At 69.9% G+C, this 16,166-nt stretch carries 15 protein-coding genes and 1 pseudogene; 8 read left to right on the forward strand and 8 right to left on the reverse strand.

The features are described from left to right. Positions 1-297, reverse strand: a pseudogene (locus EEJ42_RS12900) (regulator); the annotation flags it as partial. A 131-nt stretch (positions 298-428) separates the two neighbouring features. On the opposite strand from EEJ42_RS12900, the gene EEJ42_RS12905 reads away from it, so the two are divergent. Continuing rightward, positions 429-2,201, forward strand: a complete 1,773-nt coding sequence (locus EEJ42_RS12905; protein WP_123100086.1) for an FAD-dependent oxidoreductase — start codon at positions 429-431, stop codon at positions 2,199-2,201. A gap of 345 nt (positions 2,202-2,546) precedes the next feature. Further along, complete coding sequence (locus EEJ42_RS12910; RefSeq protein ID WP_123100087.1) at positions 2,547-3,470, forward strand: YceI family protein; 924 nt, start codon at positions 2,547-2,549, stop codon at positions 3,468-3,470. Positions 3,471-3,526: 56 nt separating this feature from the next. Here the strand turns inward: EEJ42_RS12910 and EEJ42_RS12915 are convergent, their stop codons facing one another. Next, a complete protein-coding gene (locus tag EEJ42_RS12915; protein ID WP_123100088.1) occupies positions 3,527-4,051 on the reverse strand; it encodes a DUF3761 domain-containing protein in 525 nt (174 codons plus the stop codon). 159 nt (positions 4,052-4,210) lie between these two features. On the opposite strand from EEJ42_RS12915, the gene EEJ42_RS12920 reads away from it, so the two are divergent. Next, a complete protein-coding gene (locus EEJ42_RS12920) occupies positions 4,211-4,699 on the forward strand; it encodes a glutathione peroxidase (RefSeq protein WP_123100089.1) in 489 nt (162 codons plus the stop codon). A gap of 10 nt (positions 4,700-4,709) precedes the next feature. Here the strand turns inward: EEJ42_RS12920 and EEJ42_RS12925 are convergent, their stop codons facing one another. Further along, positions 4,710-5,984, reverse strand: coding sequence for an MFS transporter (locus EEJ42_RS12925; protein ID WP_123100090.1), 1,275 nt, complete (start codon positions 5,982-5,984; stop codon positions 4,710-4,712). A 110-nt stretch (positions 5,985-6,094) separates the two neighbouring features. Between EEJ42_RS12925 and EEJ42_RS12930 the strand changes: the two genes are divergently transcribed. Next, entirely contained in the window at positions 6,095-6,601 is a 507-nt protein-coding gene (locus EEJ42_RS12930; protein WP_123100091.1) for an ArsR/SmtB family transcription factor, read from the forward strand. Between the two features lie 211 nt (positions 6,602-6,812). On the opposite strand, the gene EEJ42_RS12940 is transcribed toward EEJ42_RS12930, so the two are convergent. From EEJ42_RS12940 to EEJ42_RS12950, 3 genes are read right to left on the reverse strand one after another with little or no spacing between them, the layout of a single operon-like run. Continuing rightward, positions 6,813-7,634 carry a carbohydrate ABC transporter permease gene (locus EEJ42_RS12940; protein WP_123100092.1) on the reverse strand — a complete coding sequence of 274 codons (822 nt, stop codon included), beginning with the start codon at positions 7,632-7,634 and terminating at the stop codon, positions 6,813-6,815. 3 nt (positions 7,635-7,637) lie between these two features. Continuing rightward, positions 7,638-8,579, reverse strand: a complete 942-nt coding sequence (locus tag EEJ42_RS12945) for a carbohydrate ABC transporter permease (RefSeq protein ID WP_123100093.1) — start codon at positions 8,577-8,579, stop codon at positions 7,638-7,640. A 23-nt stretch (positions 8,580-8,602) separates the two neighbouring features. Continuing rightward, the gene (locus EEJ42_RS12950) at positions 8,603-9,976 is read right to left on the reverse strand and encodes an extracellular solute-binding protein (RefSeq protein ID WP_123100094.1); all 1,374 of its coding nucleotides are present in this window, start codon (positions 9,974-9,976) and stop codon (positions 8,603-8,605) included. Between the two features lie 319 nt (positions 9,977-10,295). Between EEJ42_RS12950 and EEJ42_RS12955 the strand changes: the two genes are divergently transcribed. The 3 genes from EEJ42_RS12955 (at position 10,296) to EEJ42_RS53835 (ending at position 12,380) form a co-directional block, all read left to right on the forward strand. Then, on the forward strand, positions 10,296-11,084 hold the full coding sequence (locus EEJ42_RS12955) for a DeoR/GlpR family DNA-binding transcription regulator (RefSeq protein WP_123100095.1): 789 nt from the start codon (positions 10,296-10,298) through the stop codon (positions 11,082-11,084). Positions 11,085-11,362: 278 nt separating this feature from the next. Continuing rightward, on the forward strand, positions 11,363-11,911 hold the full coding sequence (locus tag EEJ42_RS53830) for a glycoside hydrolase family 76 protein (protein ID WP_425472890.1): 549 nt from the start codon (positions 11,363-11,365) through the stop codon (positions 11,909-11,911). Continuing rightward, positions 11,823-12,380 carry a glycoside hydrolase family 76 protein gene (locus tag EEJ42_RS53835; RefSeq protein ID WP_281291446.1) on the forward strand — a complete coding sequence of 186 codons (558 nt, stop codon included), beginning with the start codon at positions 11,823-11,825 and terminating at the stop codon, positions 12,378-12,380. Before EEJ42_RS53830 ends, EEJ42_RS53835 begins: the two co-directional genes overlap by 89 nt. Positions 12,381-12,503: 123 nt before the next feature. Here EEJ42_RS53835 and EEJ42_RS12965 read toward each other — a convergent pair whose 3' ends face one another. Both EEJ42_RS12965 and EEJ42_RS12970 read right to left on the reverse strand, forming a co-directional pair. Continuing rightward, positions 12,504-14,300, reverse strand: a complete 1,797-nt coding sequence (locus tag EEJ42_RS12965; protein ID WP_123100096.1) for a glycoside hydrolase family 9 protein — start codon at positions 14,298-14,300, stop codon at positions 12,504-12,506. A 12-nt stretch (positions 14,301-14,312) separates the two neighbouring features. Continuing rightward, positions 14,313-15,392: a glycoside hydrolase family 5 protein gene (locus EEJ42_RS12970; protein ID WP_123100097.1), complete on the reverse strand. Its 1,080-nt coding sequence runs from the start codon at positions 15,390-15,392 to the stop codon at positions 14,313-14,315. Positions 15,393-15,650: 258 nt separating this feature from the next. On the opposite strand from EEJ42_RS12970, the gene EEJ42_RS12975 reads away from it, so the two are divergent. Continuing rightward, positions 15,651-16,166 (forward strand): sigma-70 family RNA polymerase sigma factor (locus EEJ42_RS12975; protein ID WP_123100098.1); only part of this gene is annotated, 516 nt, incomplete at its 3' end.

Genomic DNA, 16,166 nt, shown 5'->3' on the forward strand with positions numbered 1-16,166 from the left:
CCACAGCACCCGGCAGCGGGAGTCGGCGAGCACCAGCGCCATGTCGCCGCCGGTCAGGGTGGGCAGGACGCGGTCGAGCACCGGGCGCGCGGCGGTCAGCAGCGGGGAGTGCGCGGGTACGGGGGCGGGCGGCGGCGTCAGATCCCGCCGTACGCCGAGGAAACGGGCCCGCCGCCACGCCTCGGCCAGCGCGTCGGGGATGTCCTCGCCCGGCGGCCGCCCGCCGAGGAACCGCTCACGGGCCCGCCGCACCGGGGCGAGAGCCGCGGCGGCCGGGGTGTCGTCGATGCTCGTCACAGGGCCCTCACCGTATACGGCCCGGGTGTCTCGTATTGAGACACCTCCGCCACCCACTCCTGGATCAAGATCATCAATGCTGGCCGGACCCTGTGAACCGAACCGGCCGCCAGGAGAGGAGCCATACGCACGTGAACACCGTCGAGACAGACGTCCTGGTCGTCGGCAGCGGCCCGGCCGGAGCCGCGACGGCGCTCGCCCTGAGCACCTACGGCGTGTCCAACATCATGGTCACCCGGTACGGCCGCCTCGCGGACACGCCCCGCGCGCACATCACCAACCAGCGCACCATGGAGGTGCTGCGTGACCTCGGCGTCGAGGAGCCGGTGCGGGCGCAGGCCACTCCGCAGCACCTCATGGGGAACACCGTCTTCTGCACCAGCCTCGCGGGCGAGGAGCTGGGGCGGCTTCGTTCCTGGGGCAACGACCCGCGCGTCCAGGCCGAACACGAGCTGGCGAGCCCCAGCCCCATGTGCGACATGCCGCAGCACCTCATGGAGCCCGTCCTGGTGGACGCCGCCGTCGCCCGGGGCACCGCGCTGCGCTTCGACACCGAATACCTCGCACACGAGCAGGACGCCGACGGGGTCACCGCGACCGTGCGGGACCGGCTGCGTGGCGACACGTACCGCATCCGGGCCCGCTACCTGGTCGGCGCGGACGGCGGGCGCAGTCGCGTCGCCGAGAACGCCGGGCTGCCCACCGTCGGGCGGATGGGTGTCGCGGGCAGCCTCAACATCGTCTTCGAGGCGGACCTGACCGCCCTCACCGCCCACCGTCCCTCCACGCTCTACTGGGTGCTCGCCCCCGGAGCCACCGTCGGCGGCATCGGCGCCGGGCTGGTGCGCTGCGTACGCCCCTGGACCGAGTGGATGGTGGTGTGGGGGTACGACCTGGAGGCCGGGCCGCCGGACCTCACCGAGGAGTTCGCGCTGTCCGTGGTGCGGCGGCTGCTCGGCGACGACGAGATCCCGGTGCGCATCACCTCCACCTCGGCCTGGACGGTCAACCACCTGTACGCCGAGACCTACGCCGACCGGCGGGTGCTGTGCGCGGGCGACGCCGTCCACCGCCACCCGCCGTCCAACGGCCTCGGCTCCAACACCTCCATCCAGGACGCGTACAACCTCGCCTGGAAGCTCCGCCACGTCCTCGACGGCACCGCCGCGCCCGCCCTCCTGGACAGCTACTCCGCCGAGCGGGCCCCGGTCGGGCGGCAGACCGTCGAACGCGCCAACAAGAGCATCGGCGAGACCGCGCCCGTCTTCGAGGCGCTGAACCTGCTGTCCACCACCGACCCCGAGCAGATGTGGCGCAACGTCGACGCCCGCAAGGACGCCACCGCCGAGGCCGAGAAACAGCGGCAGCGGCTGCGCGAGGCCATCGCCGCCAAGGTGTACGAGTTCAATGCGCACGGCGTGGAGATGAACCAGCGCTACACCTCGGCCGCCGTCGTCCCCGACGGCACCCCCGACCCCGGCTTCGTCCGCGACCGGGAGCTGTATCACCAGCCCTCCACCCGGCCCGGCGCCAAGCTGCCGCACGCCTGGGTCACCCGTGGCAGCGACCGCCTCTCGACCCTCGACCTCGGTGGCCACGGGCGGTTCACCCTCTTCACCGGCATCGGCGGCGACTGCTGGCGGCAGGCGGCCGAGGCCGCGCGGCGCGACCTGGGCATCGAGGTCGCCACCGTCGTCATCGGGCCCGGCCAGGAGTACGAGGACCCCTACGGCGACTGGGCGGGCCTGCGCGAAACCGCGGACGGCGGTGCCCTGCTGGCCCGCCCCGACAACTACATCGGCTTCCGCCACGCCACGGCCTCGCCGGACGCCGCGGACCTGCTGACCGGCGCGCTGAGGCAGATTCTCGGACACGCGCGCCCGGCACCCGAGGAGGCCGACTGACACCCCCGAGCCGCGGCTGCGCAATCTCCTCACGTCCCTGACCCGACATCTGCACAACTGTGTCCGCGAGGCCGAGCCCACCCCGCTTGGCCTCGTGGGCACCGGCGAGCGCCGCCCAACAGACCCGGTGCGGGGCTGCACCCTGGTCGACGATCCCGGGCTCGCCACGCGTTACGGTGTCAGGACCCCCCAGCCGTCTCGCCGACTTCGCTCTCGTGTTGTCGCGCGCCACCTCATGAGTGGCGCGCACGAGGCCGTTGGCTGACACAACCACCCCTGATGGGTGACGTCCCCCAGCGCCCTCCATCATGGGGAGACCCCGTTACCGAGAGAAACTTTAGAGAGATGACTGCAACACCCCTCGCACTGCTCCGGCGCATGCGAACCAAGCGCCCGAACCGTGGATCGGGTCTCCGCCTCCCCATGCCCGTCGGCGCCGGTGCCTTCAGCTGCGAGGTCCTGGACCCCGTCGGCGAGCCGCTGGGCGGTGTCGAGGTCACCATCACCGCGACCCGCGGCGCGGGCAAGCAGGCGGTCAAGGCCACCACGGACCCGCACGGGCTGTTCGTCGCCACCCTGGAGCCGGGCGAGTACTCCGTACTGCTCACCGGCAGCGGCCTGACCCCCCATCGCCTCACCACCGAGGTCAGGCCGGGCGAATGCGCCGACCCCCTGCGCATCCCGATGCAGCCCTCGCAGCAGCTCGAACTTCCCCCGCCCGGCACCTGGCTGTTCGACCCCCCGCACACCGCCATCCGCTTCATCGCCCGCCACGTCGGCATGGCCAACGTGCACGGCCGCTTCACCCGCTTCCGCGGTGGCATCCACGTCGCCGAGCGCATCGAGGACTCCCGCGTCGAGGTCCTCATCGACGCCTCCAGCATCTCCACCGGCAACAACACCCGGGACAACCACCTGCGCTCGGCGGACTTCCTCGACGTCGAGAACTTCCCGGACATACACTTCGCCAGCAGCAAGTTCACCTGGCGCAGTGGCTCGAAGTGGAGCATCCAGGGCCCCCTGACGATGCACGGCGTCAGCCGCTCCGTCACCCTGGACACCACCTACCTCGGCGCGGTGAACGGCGGCTACGAACAGGAACTCCGCTGCGCGGCCCACGCCACCGCCGAACTCCACCGCGAGGACTACACGCTGAACTGGCGAAACATGCTCGCCCGCGGCATCGCCGTCGTCGGCCCGACGGTCAAGCTGGAACTCGACATCCAGGCGATGTACCGCAACCACGACACCCCCACCCCGCCGGAGTAGCCCGGCGGGCCGCTACGCCGACGGGGCGCGCCACATCGGCGCGCCCCGTCGCCGTGTCACCGGTAGAAGACGGCGACCCCGCCGTGATGCGAGCAGGCACCCTGATGGTGCGCGGCGTACGAAAGCGTCCCGTCCTCACACAAGGCCGTGGCCCCACCCCCGCCGGTCCCCCCGGAAGCCGAGTCCCCGCCCCCGGACCCGGAGGACCCGGATCCAGAAGACCTTGACCCTGACCCGGACGACGAGGCGTCGACGGGCGCTTCGGCGCTCCGCGTCACCTGCGGCTTCGGCGTGGCCTTCGGCTCGGGCTTGGCCGTGACGGTCCTGGTGACCGTGACGGTCGGCGTGGGCTCGGCCTTGTGCTTGACCTGGGCGGGCTTCGCGGTGACCGTCACCGTCACCGTGGGTGCGGGTTTGGCCCGGCTTGCCGCCTTGGCGTCCTCCCCGTCCGTCGAGCCCATGCCCATGCCGACGAACAGCAGCGCGGCCGCGGCCGGTATGGCGACGCGCTTACGGGCCCATCTCGGCCGACTGGGCGCGAGGCCCGGAGGTGGCGGTGTTGGGCGGTTATTCCAGGACATAGTCCCCCCTTGAGTGAAACTCGAGGAGCTGACCATAACCGCGGTAATTGAAAAGTGAAAAGTTTGTGTGTAAGTCGTGGTCAAGTTGTGATCCGGGTCCGTGACTCCGTGATCGCATAGATTGGCCGCATCGGTCGAACGACGAAGGTGGGATCCGCGATGAGTCTGTACGACATTCCCCTGCGCACCCTGTCCGGCGAGCCGACCACGCTCGGCTCGCATCAGGGCGCCGCGGTGCTGGTGGTCAATGTGGCGTCCAAGTGCGGGCTGACGCCGCAGTACGAGGGGCTGGAGAGGTTGCAGCAGCGATACGCCGGGCGAGGGTTCACCGTGCTGGGGGTTCCGTGCAACCAGTTCGCGGGGCAGGAGCCGGGGACGGCGGAGGAGATCGAGACGTTCTGCTCGACCACGTACGGCGTCTCCTTCCCGCTGCTGGAGAAGATCGACGTCAACGGCGAGCAGCGGCATCCGCTCTACGCCGAGCTGACTCGGACCCCGGACGCGGCGGGGGAGGCCGGGGACGTGCAGTGGAACTTCGAGAAGTTCCTGCTCTCGCCCCAGGGCCAGGTGGTCGGCCGCTTCCGGCCGCGGACCGAGCCGGAGGCGGCGGAGGTCGTCGAGGCGATCGAGGCCCAGCTGCCCCGCTGACCGGGAGAGGTCACCGACCGGCGTCGTCTCGCGCGACCGTGCGTGATGCGGCGTCGGTCGACGGCCCGGTCCCCGCGTTGGATGGACCTTTGAATCGGGTGGCGAAGTCCGTGCCCACCAGCAGTGCAGCCGCTCCCAGGGCGAGCGCGGCCGCTGAGAGGAGCTGTACGCGGTAGTCGAGGGTGGCGACCATGGCCGTGCCCAGCAGGAGTGCGAGCCCGGTGGGCGCGAAGATGAGGGTGTTGGCGGAGGCCGCGACCCGTCCCAGCAGGTGGCCCGGGGTTTCCGTTTGGACGGACGTCATCGCGCTGATGAGTGGCCAGGGCAGGCCGAGGCCCATCGCCAGGCTGCCGCCCAGGACCACGGGGAGCCAGGGAATGGCCCAGGCGAGTGAGCCGAGTGCGCAGATGGTGAGCCCGATCGCCGAGACGCGGCGTGCGGACAGGCGGCGAAGTAACGCCCCTGCTGTCAGGCCACTGATGACCGATCCGATTCCTTGAACCAGCGCGATCACACCCGCCAAGGCCGCGGGGCGGTGCAATCCGGTGTCGATCAGCGCGTAGGTGGCGGTACTCCTCAGGCCGGACGCCGTCATGGCACAGCCGCCGACGAGCACCAGCGGCCGCAGCGTTCGGTGCCGCCACAGGCAGGAGAGCCCAACTGCCGTTTCAGTCCACCAGTTTCGTACCGGACGTTTCGTCGGCGCGGGTTCGCGTACGCGGATCAGACAGAACGCGAGGGCGGCGAGGGCGAAGGTGACGGCGTCCAACGCGGCTACCGTGGGACCACCCAGCACGGTGAACAGGGCTGCGCCCGCCAGCGGGCCGAGCAGCTTCGTACTCTCGATCGCCGTACGGACCAACCCGTTGAAGTCGCCGCGCAGTTCGCCGGGGACGGCGGAGGCCACCAGTGCGGTTTCCGCCGCGTCGGTGAGAACGGCGCCCACTCCCACCAGGGTCAGCACAGCGAAGAGCAGCCAGACGTCGTCCCGGGAACGTACGGCGAGCGGAGCCGTCATGATGGCGGCCAGGACGAGGCTGGTGGCGATCAGCAGCGGGCGCCGCCGCACCCGGTCGGCCAGTGTGCCGATGACCGGTCCCATCAAGGCCGGTGCCCAGACGCACACGCTCACCAGGGCCGCGAGGCTGCTGGAACCGGTGAGTTCCTTGACCCACACTCCGGCGGCCAGGGACATGGCCGAGTCGCCGAACCCGGAGACGATCACACCCGTCAGGTAGAAGCGAGCATTGCGGTTCCGTAGCACCGTGACCAGGCCCCAGGCCATGCACGTCCCCTTCGTGGGCGCTCGCGCTTCAGTGGCTTCGGCAGCCTACCCCCAATCATTTGCTTGGCAGTAGGCCGCCAGGCCTCCCGGGGTGCGCTTTACTGACCGGCGTGACCGATACAGACCCTGCCCTGAGGGCGCTGGCCCACCCCGTGCGGCTGCGGATGCTCACGCTCATGTGGCCCGGGCCGATGTCAGCCGCCGAACTCGCCCGTGAGCTGGACATCTCCCACGCCCTGGCCAGCCAGCACCTGCGGCGCCTGGACGCGGCGGGATTGGTCGAACTGGCCGAGGAGCGCACCCGTCGCGGAGGCCGGGAGCGTCGCTATCGCACCGTCCACGGCTCACCGCTGTCCGACCGGAGCGACGGGACGCCCCTGCTGGCCGCGGCTCTGGCGCACACCCTTCAGGAGCGCGCCGCCCGGCGGGATCCGGACAGTGGCGGCGTGACGGCGGACGGCGAGCTGTGGGTGGACCCGGAGGTCTGGGAGGACGCCCGGCAGCGGCTCGCCGACCTCGCCGCCGAACTCCACGCCGCCGCACGCCCACCGCATTCGCCCGGCACGGTCCCCGTGGGCATCAGCCTGATGGCCTTCCGCATGCGGGAAACGGAGTGACCCGGCGGTCCTCCGACATGACCAGCGGCTTTCCGGCATGGCAGGCGGCAACAGCGTCTCCGCGTCCACCGTGCGCCGCCGGCTGATGGCTGCTGGCTGCGGGAAGTGATCGAGTTGCTGTCGGCCCGCGCCCCGCGCCCGAACGCACTGCCTGCGGTTCAATACGCCGCGGGCGCGGCCTGGGGGCGACCCGAGCATTCGCGTCAGTTGGCTATCCCTTCACGGCCCCGGACAGCATCCCCGAGATGAAATGCCGCTGGAGGAACACATAGAGGATCACTACCGGCAGGGCAACGATCACGGACGCGGCGGCGAGCAGGGAGAACTGGGTGGTGTGCTCGCCCTGGAAGAAGGCCAGACCGAGCGGCGCGGTGCGCTTGCTTTCGTTCGTGATCATGACGAGCGGGAGCAGGAACTCGTTCCACGTCCACATGAAGACGAGCATGGCCATCGTGAGCAGCGCCGGACGCCCGGCCGGCACCAGGATCTGCCACAGCACCCGCCAGTCCGAGGCCCCGTCGAGTCTGGCCGCCTCGATCACACTGGACGGCACCGAGCGGAAGAAGTTGCGCATCCAGAAGATGCCGAAGGCCAGGGACTGGGCGGTCTGCGGAAGGATCAGCGACCAGTACGAGTCGGTGAGACCAAGGGACCGCAGGTCGAAGTAGAGCGGGATGACGAATGCCTCCGGAGGCACCATCAGGCCGATCAGCGTGGTGTAGAAGAGCAGGGAGCGGCATGGGTAGGTGAAGTGTGCGAAGGAGTAACCGGCCAGGATCGCCAAGGCCGCGGTGAGCAGCACCACGCTCACGGTGACCAGCACGCTGGACGCGAGGTAGGTGGCGAAGTGCCCCTCGGTCCAGGCCGCGGAGAAGTTGCTCCAGTCGAGTCGGTCCGGCCAGCTGAACGAGGCGGAGGACTGACTGCGCGGAGCGAGTGCGGAGGCCAGTACGCCGATGAGGGGCAGCGTGGCGACGGCCGCGAAGAGGATGAGGATCGCGTAGCTGAGAGAGCGTTCGCGCCGGGAGATCACCGGTCAGTCCTCCTTCGGCTGGAGCTTGGTTATCGCGTAGGTGACCAGCAGGATGATGAGCGTCAGGATCACGGCGATGGCGCAGGCCGAGCCGACCTGCCCGGTGCTGAAGGCGCGGTTGTACACCTCGAAGGCGGGCAGGCTGGTGGAGTCGCCGGGGCCGCCGTGGGTGGTGATGTACACCAGGTCGAACGTGCGCAGCGCGGCGATGACGGTGAGGGTGAGCGCCACGGTGATCTGGCCGCGCAGTCCGGGCAGCGTGACGGCGAGGAACTCCCGGACCGCTCCGGCGCCGTCCACCTTGGCGGCCTCGTAGAGTTCGCGCGGGATCTGGCCGATCCCGGAGACGAACAGCACGAGGCACAGGCCGATCTCCAGCCAGGTGCCGATGAGGCCGACGGCCGGCAGGGCGGTGCCGAAATCGCCGAGCCAGGCGCGGGTGACCGACTTCAGGCCGATGGCCCGCAGCAGGGTGTTGAGCACGCCGTCGGGCGCGTAGATGGCCGTCCACGCGGTGGCGGTGACGACCATGGCGACGATCTGGGGCAGGAAGATCACGGCACGGAAGAAGGACGCTCCGCGCAGCCGTGCCGCGCGGGTGGTCACCCCTGCCAGCATCAGTGCCAGCGCGGTCGGGATGACGGCGTAGAAAAGGATGAGCACCAGGGAGTGGACGAAGCTCGCGCGCAGCTGCGGGCTCCGCGCGATCTCGGTGTAATTGGCGAGACCGGCCCAGGTCGAGCCGGACAGGCCGTCCCAGTGGTACAGGGAAATCTGGACCAGCTGCCCGAGCGGGACCAGCAAGAAGGCAGCGAGGACGGTGAAGGCGGGCAGGAGGTAGAGGTATCCCTTCGCCTGGATCCGGCTGCGGCGCCCGGCCGGGCGCCGTCGGGGTGCTTCGGCCGGACGCTTGTGCGCGGGTGAGCGGGACGTGGTGACAGCCATGGCTTTCGTTTCCGGTCGCGGACCTACCTGCTCTGCTGGAAGGTGGAGTAGTCGGACTGGAGTTTCTCGCCGAACTTCGCCGGGCTCAGCTGGCCTGCCGTGACTTCCTGTACAGCGGCGGTGAGGGTGTCGTAGAAGGTCGGGGTGGAGTAGTCGAGGTACGGCAGCAGTCCGTCCTTCTGGCTGACGGCCTTCCACCCCTTCAGGATGTCGGCATGGACCGTGCCCTCGGCGGGCTTCCATGACGGGGGCGGCAGCGCCGGGAGGTTGCCCTTGTCCGCGGAGACCTTCATGCCGCCTGCGTCGACCAGGAAGTTGATGTAGGCGGCGGCCACATCGGGGTGCCGCGACTTGGACGTGACCGCCCATGCCAGCCCCTCGCCGCCCTGGGTGAGCGGGGTCGCGCCGGAGGACGGGGCCAGTGCGGTGAAGCCGACCTTTCCGGCGCCCATCTTCTGCGCGAGGGTGGCCTGCTGCCAGGTGCCGTCCACCAGGAAGGCGGACTTGCCCGCGGCGAAGGCGGAGGCGGCCTGGTCGGAGCTCTGGCCGTTGAATCCGGAGGTCAGATAGCCCTTCCTGGCCCACTGCTGGAGGATTCGGGCGGCCTTCACGGTGCCGGAGCCGGTCCACTTGGCCTTGCCCTGGTCGAAGACGAGATTGCGGACCTCGGCCTTGCCCGCGGTCAGGGCCTGTACGACTCCGAAGAGGTGGATGCCCGGGCTCTTGTCGGAGTCGCCGTAGGAGACGGGCAGCAGGCCGGATGCCTTGGACTTCGCGAGCGCGCTTTGGAAGTCGGCGAGTGTGGTCGGGGGCGCTATGCCGAGGGACTTCAGCTTGGCCTTGTTGTAGTAGACGCCGATGATCTCGCCGGTCTGGGATACGCCGTACAGGTTGCCGGTCTTCCAGGTCTTGCCGTCGGCCGAGAATTTGTTGAGGTCGAGCAGTTGCCGGGGGTAAGCGGTGTCCCAGCCGTAGACCTTGGCGTAGGGGTCGACGGGCCGCAGCAGCTTGGCCTTCACGAAGGCGCCCATGTCGGGGTAGCCCTGGTTGGCCTGGATGGCGTCCGGCGGGTTGGCGGAGGACAGGGCGAGCTTGAGGGTCGTCTTGAGGTCGGAGAAGGACCGGGAGACGCGCTTGATGGTGACGTTCGGGTACTTCTTCATGAACGCCGCGTTCAGCGCCTTGGTCGAGGCGTCGGTGCCGGCATCGGTGTTCTGGTCCCACACGGTGAGCGTGACCTTGCCGGCCTTGGCCGGGTCGGTGGAGCCCGGGCTCGCGCTGCCCGGGCTCTTCGACGAACCACTGTCGCCGCCCGGTGCGCAGGCCGCCGCAGCGGTCAGACACGCGGCGGTGAGCGCGGCCGCGACGAGGCGACGATAACGTGTTTTGTCGCTCATGGGTGGTTCTCCTGTGATCTCGCCCGCGGTGATGGGAAGCGGGGTGTGCGAAGAGGGGCGTGGGAAGCGGGGTGTGGGAAGCGGGGGCGGGATGCCGAGGAGTCGCCGCCCGCGCCGGTCGGGACCTCTTCAGGGGGGGGGGAAGAGCCGACGCGAGTTCCGACGAAGACAGGGGTGCTGACGCAGGGCACGCCGCGCGTCGCCATCAAGGTGCTCAACTATGAGCAGGAGGATCCGCTTATGGCAAGAGTCAGCCAGTAAAGCACTTGTTTACTTTTCTCAGTGACTGAAGTCAGTCAAGCGGTGCTACTTTCAGCGCGTGACTTCGAGTAAACGGCACGCCAAGATCGTGAAATCTCTCCGGATGACGGGAGGGGTGGCCTCTGTGCGCGAGCTGGCCGAGCAGCTCCAGGTCAGCGAGTCGACGATCCGCCGCGACCTGACGCTGCTCGACCGTGACGGCGAGCTCATACGCACCTACGGCGGCGCCGCCCTGTCGCTGCGTGCCAGCGCGGAGGCCGCAGCGGAGAAAATCGACGACGAGGAGCCGTTCGACGTCTCGGCATCACACGACATGGCGATGAAGGAAGCCATGGCCACGCGCGCTGCCGAACTCGTCGTGGACGAAAGCGTGGTCGTCCTGGACATCGGCACCAGCACCGCCATGATCGCCCGTCGGCTGCGCGGACGCCCGGTCACCGTGATCACCAGCAATGTGGCCGTACTGGACGAACTGCGGGACGACGACACCGTACGGCTGGTCATGCTCGGCGGCGTACTGCGCCGCAACTACCAGTCCATGGTCGGCTCGCTCACTGAGACGGCCCTGCGGCAGATCAGCGCTGACCTGCTGTTCCTGAGCTGTACGGGTGTGCGCGCCAGCGGTCACGTCGTGGACAACATGGCCGTCGAGGCGCCCATCAAGCAGGCCATGATCGAGGTCGCCGACACCGTGGTGCTGGTGGCCACCGAGACCAAGTTCCCCGGCACGGGCAGCCTGCGCCTGTGCTCGCTCTCCGACATCGACGTCCTCGTCACCACCGCCGGCGCCGACCCCCGGACGCTGGAGTCCTTCCAGCAGGCGGGCGGCAAGGTGATCACCGCATGAGGCCGCCCCAGCCGTCCGGGCGTGATCCACCCGCCCGCCGCCCCTGAAAGCCGCACCCGCGCCGCCCTCTCTCCTCCCACCCCCCCAAGGAGCAGTGCCCCCTCACCACACAAGGAGTTCCCGACATGCACAGACGGGCCCGAAGAACATGGACCACCGCGGTCGTCGCCGCCTGCGGTGTGGTCCTGTCCCTACTCGCGACCGCCATACCAGCCCAGGGCGCTGCTCAGGCCGCCCCCACCGCACGCGCCAAGGCCTCCGCAGCCGTCGACGCGATGATGGGCTTCTATGACCAGGAGACCGGCCGCTGGAATCCCGAAGCTCCCTGGTGGCAGTCGGGGAACGCCCTCCAGGCGCTGCTGGACTACATGACCAGGACCGGCTCGCGGAAGTATCTGCCCGAGGTCAAGAACACCATCGCCGAACAGCGGAAGCCCTTGGAATGGTGGCCCCAGGGCGGCGGTGAGTTCAGGGCCGACTCCACCGACGACACCGGCTGGTGGGCGCTGGCCATGACCCGCATGTACGACCTGACGCGCGACAAGCAGTACCTCAACATCGCCCAGCTGGACGAGACCTACATGCGCGACTACTGGGACGACACCTGTGGCGGCGGCATTTGGTGGGACATCCCGAGCAAGACCTACAAGAACGCGATCAGCATCGAGCTGNGACATCCCGAGCAAGACCTACAAGAACGCGATCAGCATCGAGCTGTACATCAAGCTCGCCGCATCCCTGCACAACCGGATCCCCGGCGACAAGGTGTACCTGAACCACGCCCTCGAAGCGTGGAACTGGTTCAAGAACAGCGGGATGATCAATAACGATCACCTCGTCAACGACGGCCTGAACACGCAGAGCGGTGGCTGCGCCAATAACGGCGGGACCACGTGGACCTACAACCAGGGGGTGGTCCTGGGCGGCCTCGTCGAGCTGTACAAGGCCACCGGTCAGAAGGCCATGCTCACCACGGCGCGGCAGATCGCCGATGCCGTGATCGCCAGCCCGCTGCTCTCGCCGAAGGGCATCCTCACCGAACCCTGCGAGGCAACCGGGAACTGCGAATTCGACGGGACGGCCTTCAAGGGCATCTTCGCGCGCAACCTCGGCGAACTCGACAACGCCCTCCCCGGGCATCCCTACCGAAGCTACCTCCAAGCGCAGGCGAACTCCGCGTACGCCAAAGCCCGGAACAGCGCCGACCAGTACGGACAACACTGGGCTGGACCGTTCGACACGGCGTCGATCGGCCGCCAGGAGTCGGCGGTATCGCTCCTGGTCTCCGTCCTCTGACCTGCGACCCCGCCCGGTACGCCCCGCGCCGCAGGCCCCCTTGGGGCGGACAGCGCGGGGCGCCCGGGCGGGGCGCACCCAATGGCGCCTGGATGTGTCACTGGAGCCATGTGAAGATCAAGCTCAGCGCTCGGCGGCGAATGCCACCAGCCAGGCCAGCGGGGCGTTCCAGTTGATCGCCACCTCGTTGGTGGAGTACGAGCCGATGTCGTCGATGTAGCACTTCGCGGGCTTGCAGCCCGCCAGTTTCTCCTGGGCCACCGGATCCTGGAGGGCCGCGTTCGGGCCGCCTGCGAAGGAGCCTGCGGGTGGGTTCGGGAGGGAGGCGTCGTACTGGTGGGCCCAGAAGCGGTGGTGCTGGTTGAGGGCGGTGTGGTCGCCGTAGCCGGTGATGTAGGACTGGCCGAGTACGTTGCGGCCGAGCAGGTAGTCCAGGGCTTCCAGGGCGCCGGTGCGGTAGCGGGGTTGCCGGGTGAGTTCGTGGGCGACGGCGATGACGCTCGCGTTGTTGGCCACTTGGCCGTTGGAGCCCCAGACGTAGCCGTCGGTGGTCAGGGGGACGGCATATCCCTGGCGGCCCATGGTGGCCAGGTAGCCGTCGGCGGCGGACACCACGGAGGCGCGGACGCGGGTGAGGTCGGTGGCGGGCAGGCCGTTCGGGACGGTGGCCAGGGTGATGCGGCCGAGGGCGGCGGTGTCGTGCCAGGCGAAACCGGCTGCGGTGAAGACGTCCGCGGTGTGGAAGGGCGAGGCGGTCACCGCGTCCCGGTAGCGGCTCTCCTTGGTGGTGGCGTACAGCTCGGCGGCCGCCCAGTAGAACTCGTCGCCGACCCGGGTGTCCCCGTACGCGCCGCCGCCCGTGCCGTCGGAGTCCGGGGCGAGCCGGTCGGGGTGGGCCTGGGCGGCGGTCCACGCGCGGCGTGCGGAGGCGAGGCAGCGTGCGGCGAAGGCCGCGTCGTAGGGGGCGTAGACCCGTGCGCACTGGGCCGCCGTGGCCGCCAGGTTGAGCGTGGCGGCGGTGGACGCGGGGTGGAGTTCGCGCGGCTGGGAGTCCTGTTCGGGGCGGGTGGGCAGACCGGTCCAGGCCGCGTCATGGATCTTGTGGAAGGCCATGCCCGCGAGCGGTTTCCCGTCCGGGATCTGCATCCGCATCAGGAACTCCAGCTCCCAGCGCCCCTCGTCGAGGACGTCGGGCACCTTGTTGCCCCGCTCGGGCACGCGCAGGGTGGAGTCGCCGAGCGCCGCGGCGTGGCCCGCCCGCCGGGCGCGCTCGAAGGAGTTCACCAGCTGCCAGGCGGCGATGCCCCCGTTGACCACGTACTTGCCCTGGTCACCGGCGTCGTACCAGCCACCGCGGACATCGCGCGCGTAGTCGCACACGCCGGGCTGGCACGGCACGCTGGTGTCACCCTGGTTGGGCGCGACACCGAGGTGGCCGGCCGGGCGCGCGTACGCCGCTCCGGCGAGCCGCGCCTCGATGGGTGTGCCGCTGCGCTGCTGGTAGAAGAAGGACATCGCGTCGGCGCGCAGCCCGTCGTACAGGCCCGCGCGGATGTCGAACGGGTGGCTGGTGCGGCCGTCCACGGTGAGGGTGTAGCCGGTGCCCGTTCCCCGGTACGAGGAGAAGTCCACCAGCTGGGTGGAGTCGCCGGAGGCGGCGTCGGCGCCACCCGCGGTGGTGGTGCCGGAGGCGGCCGTCCCGCCGGACGCGTCGCGCAGTTGCCACGGCAGGGCGGTGGTGCTCGCGGTGACGACGGTGGCGCGCTTGGGGCCGTCCGGCAGATAACCGAGCTGGTTGACGTGGACGGCCGAGGGCGCGGCCACGGCGGCCTGGGTGGTGGGCGCGGCGACGAACAGCAGCGCTCCGGCCAGCAGGGCGGCGGCGGTGCGGGCGGTGGAAGGGAAAGAGGACTTGGGCATGGTGGGGCCCTTCTAGGAGCGGTAGACCGTGGCTTCTCTGGACGTGGACCCGATGCCGTTCGCACCCTTGAAGATCCGCTGCCCCCAGGTGGTGAGCGACGCGGCGTTGAACCCGGTGGCCATGTCGAGGTATTCGACCCCGCCGCTGTTGCCGCTCCAGGACCAGCCCAGATAGCCGACGCCGAGCGTCCGGGCGTTCGCCATGATGGCGTCCTCATCGGGGTTGCCGTCGGAGTGGTTGTGGCCGAACTCGCCCACGACGAGCGGCAGTTTGGCGTTGACGAAACGGGTGAGGTAGTCCTTGACCTCGGCTGCGGTGTCGAAGACTCCGTACGTGTGGACGGAGAACACGGTGTTGCGGTCCGGGTCGGCGGCCAGGACGGAGGCCGCGTTGTCGCGCATGGTGAAGCTCCAGTCCTGGCCCCAGTTGGGGGCGTCGGCCATCAGGGCGTGATGGATTCCGGCGGTGCGCAGCTTCTGGATGGCGGCCTTGGTGTCGGCGGTCCACGCGGTGGCGTTGGTGTTTCCGTACGGCTCGTTGCCGAGGTTGACGACGACGTAGCTCTCCTGGCCCGCGAGGGCGGAGCGCACGCTGATCCAGTAGTCCGCGGCGCGGGAGAGGGGGATGGCGCCGCCCTGCTCGCCGTAACCGGTGGTGTCGTGGGCTTCGAGCACGCAGATGAGCCGGTTGCGCTTGCACTGCGCGACGACGTTCGCCACATCGGCGGTGTCGTTCTTGGTCCAGCGGTCCCCGGTGGACAGCACCACCCGCACGGTGTTGGCGCCCAGTGCCTTGATGTCGGCGAGCGCCTGGGTGGTCCGGGTGGCGTACCAGGTGTGGGCGTGGTTGACGCCGCGCATCACGAACGGGGTGCCGTTGCCTTCGACCAGCTTGCCGCCCGCGACATGTAATCCGCTCGCGGCGTGTGATCCGCCCGCGGCGCGTAATCCGTGCGTGGCCTGTAATCCCGCCGTGGCGGCGCGGGCGGGTGGCGCGAGGGAGGGCAGCGACAGCAGCAGGGCGGTGATGGCCGCGAACACGACGGCCACGACGCGAGGGGCGGTGGCGCCGGTGGGGACGGTCCTACGCATGGGCGACTCCTGGTGGGGGAGCGGTCGGTCCGGGGTGGTTTGCCCGGGTCATGACAATAGTGGACTGCGAACGTCTTGGGAGCGCTCCCAAGTTATGTAGTGAGGGGGCCGCGGCGCGTCAAGGGCTGAGGGGCCGAACGGGCGTACCGGCCGGCGCCGGTGTCCGCCCCGCCCCGTCTCCCGCCCGCGCTGTCACATCGGCAGCGGCCGGTACGTCAGTGTTCTGATGACACGGACGAGGAGAGAGGGCGAGGGCCGATGGGCGGAAACGCGTTCCTGGCGGAGACCTTCGAGGCACACCGCGGCCATCTGCGGGCGGTGGCCTACCGCATGCTCGGCTCGCTCAGCGAAGCCGACGACGCCGTCCAGGAGGCGTGGCTGAGGTTCAGCCGCTCCGACACCAGCGAGGTGACGAACCTGGGCGGATGGCTGACGAGCGTCGTCGGCCGTGTGTGCCTCGACATGCTGCGCACGCGCACCGCCCGGCGGGAGGAGCCCCTCGGGGCACATGTGCCGGACCCGGTCCTCAGCGGTGCGGGCGGGGTCGACCCGGAGGACCAGGCGCTGCTCGCCGACTCGGTCGGCCTCGCCCTGCTGGTCGTCCTCGAGGCGCTGGCTCCCGCCGAGCGGCTGGCGTTCGTGCTGCACGATCTGTTCGGCGTGCCGTTCGACGAGATCGCGCCCATCGTCGGCCGCACCCCGGCCGCGGCCCGTCAGCTCGCCAGCCGCGCCCGCCGCCGGGTCCGGGGCGCGGCGCCCGTCCCCGACCCGGAC

This window comes from Streptomyces botrytidirepellens (assembly GCF_003721215.1).
Classification (GTDB): domain Bacteria; phylum Actinomycetota; class Actinomycetes; order Streptomycetales; family Streptomycetaceae; genus Streptomyces; species Streptomyces himastatinicus.

Coding starts and splice junctions, on each gene's coding strand:
- EEJ42_RS12910 (WP_123100087.1), top strand. CDS start 2,547: ATGACTGCAACACCCCTCGCACTGCTCCGGCGCATGCGAACCAAGCGC.
- EEJ42_RS12920 (WP_123100089.1), top strand. CDS start 4,211: ATGAGTCTGTACGACATTCCCCTGCGCACCCTGTCCGGCGAGCCGACC.
- EEJ42_RS12965 (WP_123100096.1), bottom strand. CDS start 14,300: ATGCCCAAGTCCTCTTTCCCTTCCACCGCCCGCACCGCCGCCGCCCTG.
- EEJ42_RS12945 (WP_123100093.1), bottom strand. CDS start 8,579: ATGGCTGTCACCACGTCCCGCTCACCCGCGCACAAGCGTCCGGCCGAA.
- EEJ42_RS12950 (WP_123100094.1), bottom strand. CDS start 9,976: ATGAGCGACAAAACACGTTATCGTCGCCTCGTCGCGGCCGCGCTCACC.
- EEJ42_RS12915 (WP_123100088.1), bottom strand. CDS start 4,051: ATGTCCTGGAATAACCGCCCAACACCGCCACCTCCGGGCCTCGCGCCC.
- EEJ42_RS12925 (WP_123100090.1), bottom strand. CDS start 5,984: ATGGCCTGGGGCCTGGTCACGGTGCTACGGAACCGCAATGCTCGCTTC.
- EEJ42_RS12970 (WP_123100097.1), bottom strand. CDS start 15,392: ATGCGTAGGACCGTCCCCACCGGCGCCACCGCCCCTCGCGTCGTGGCC.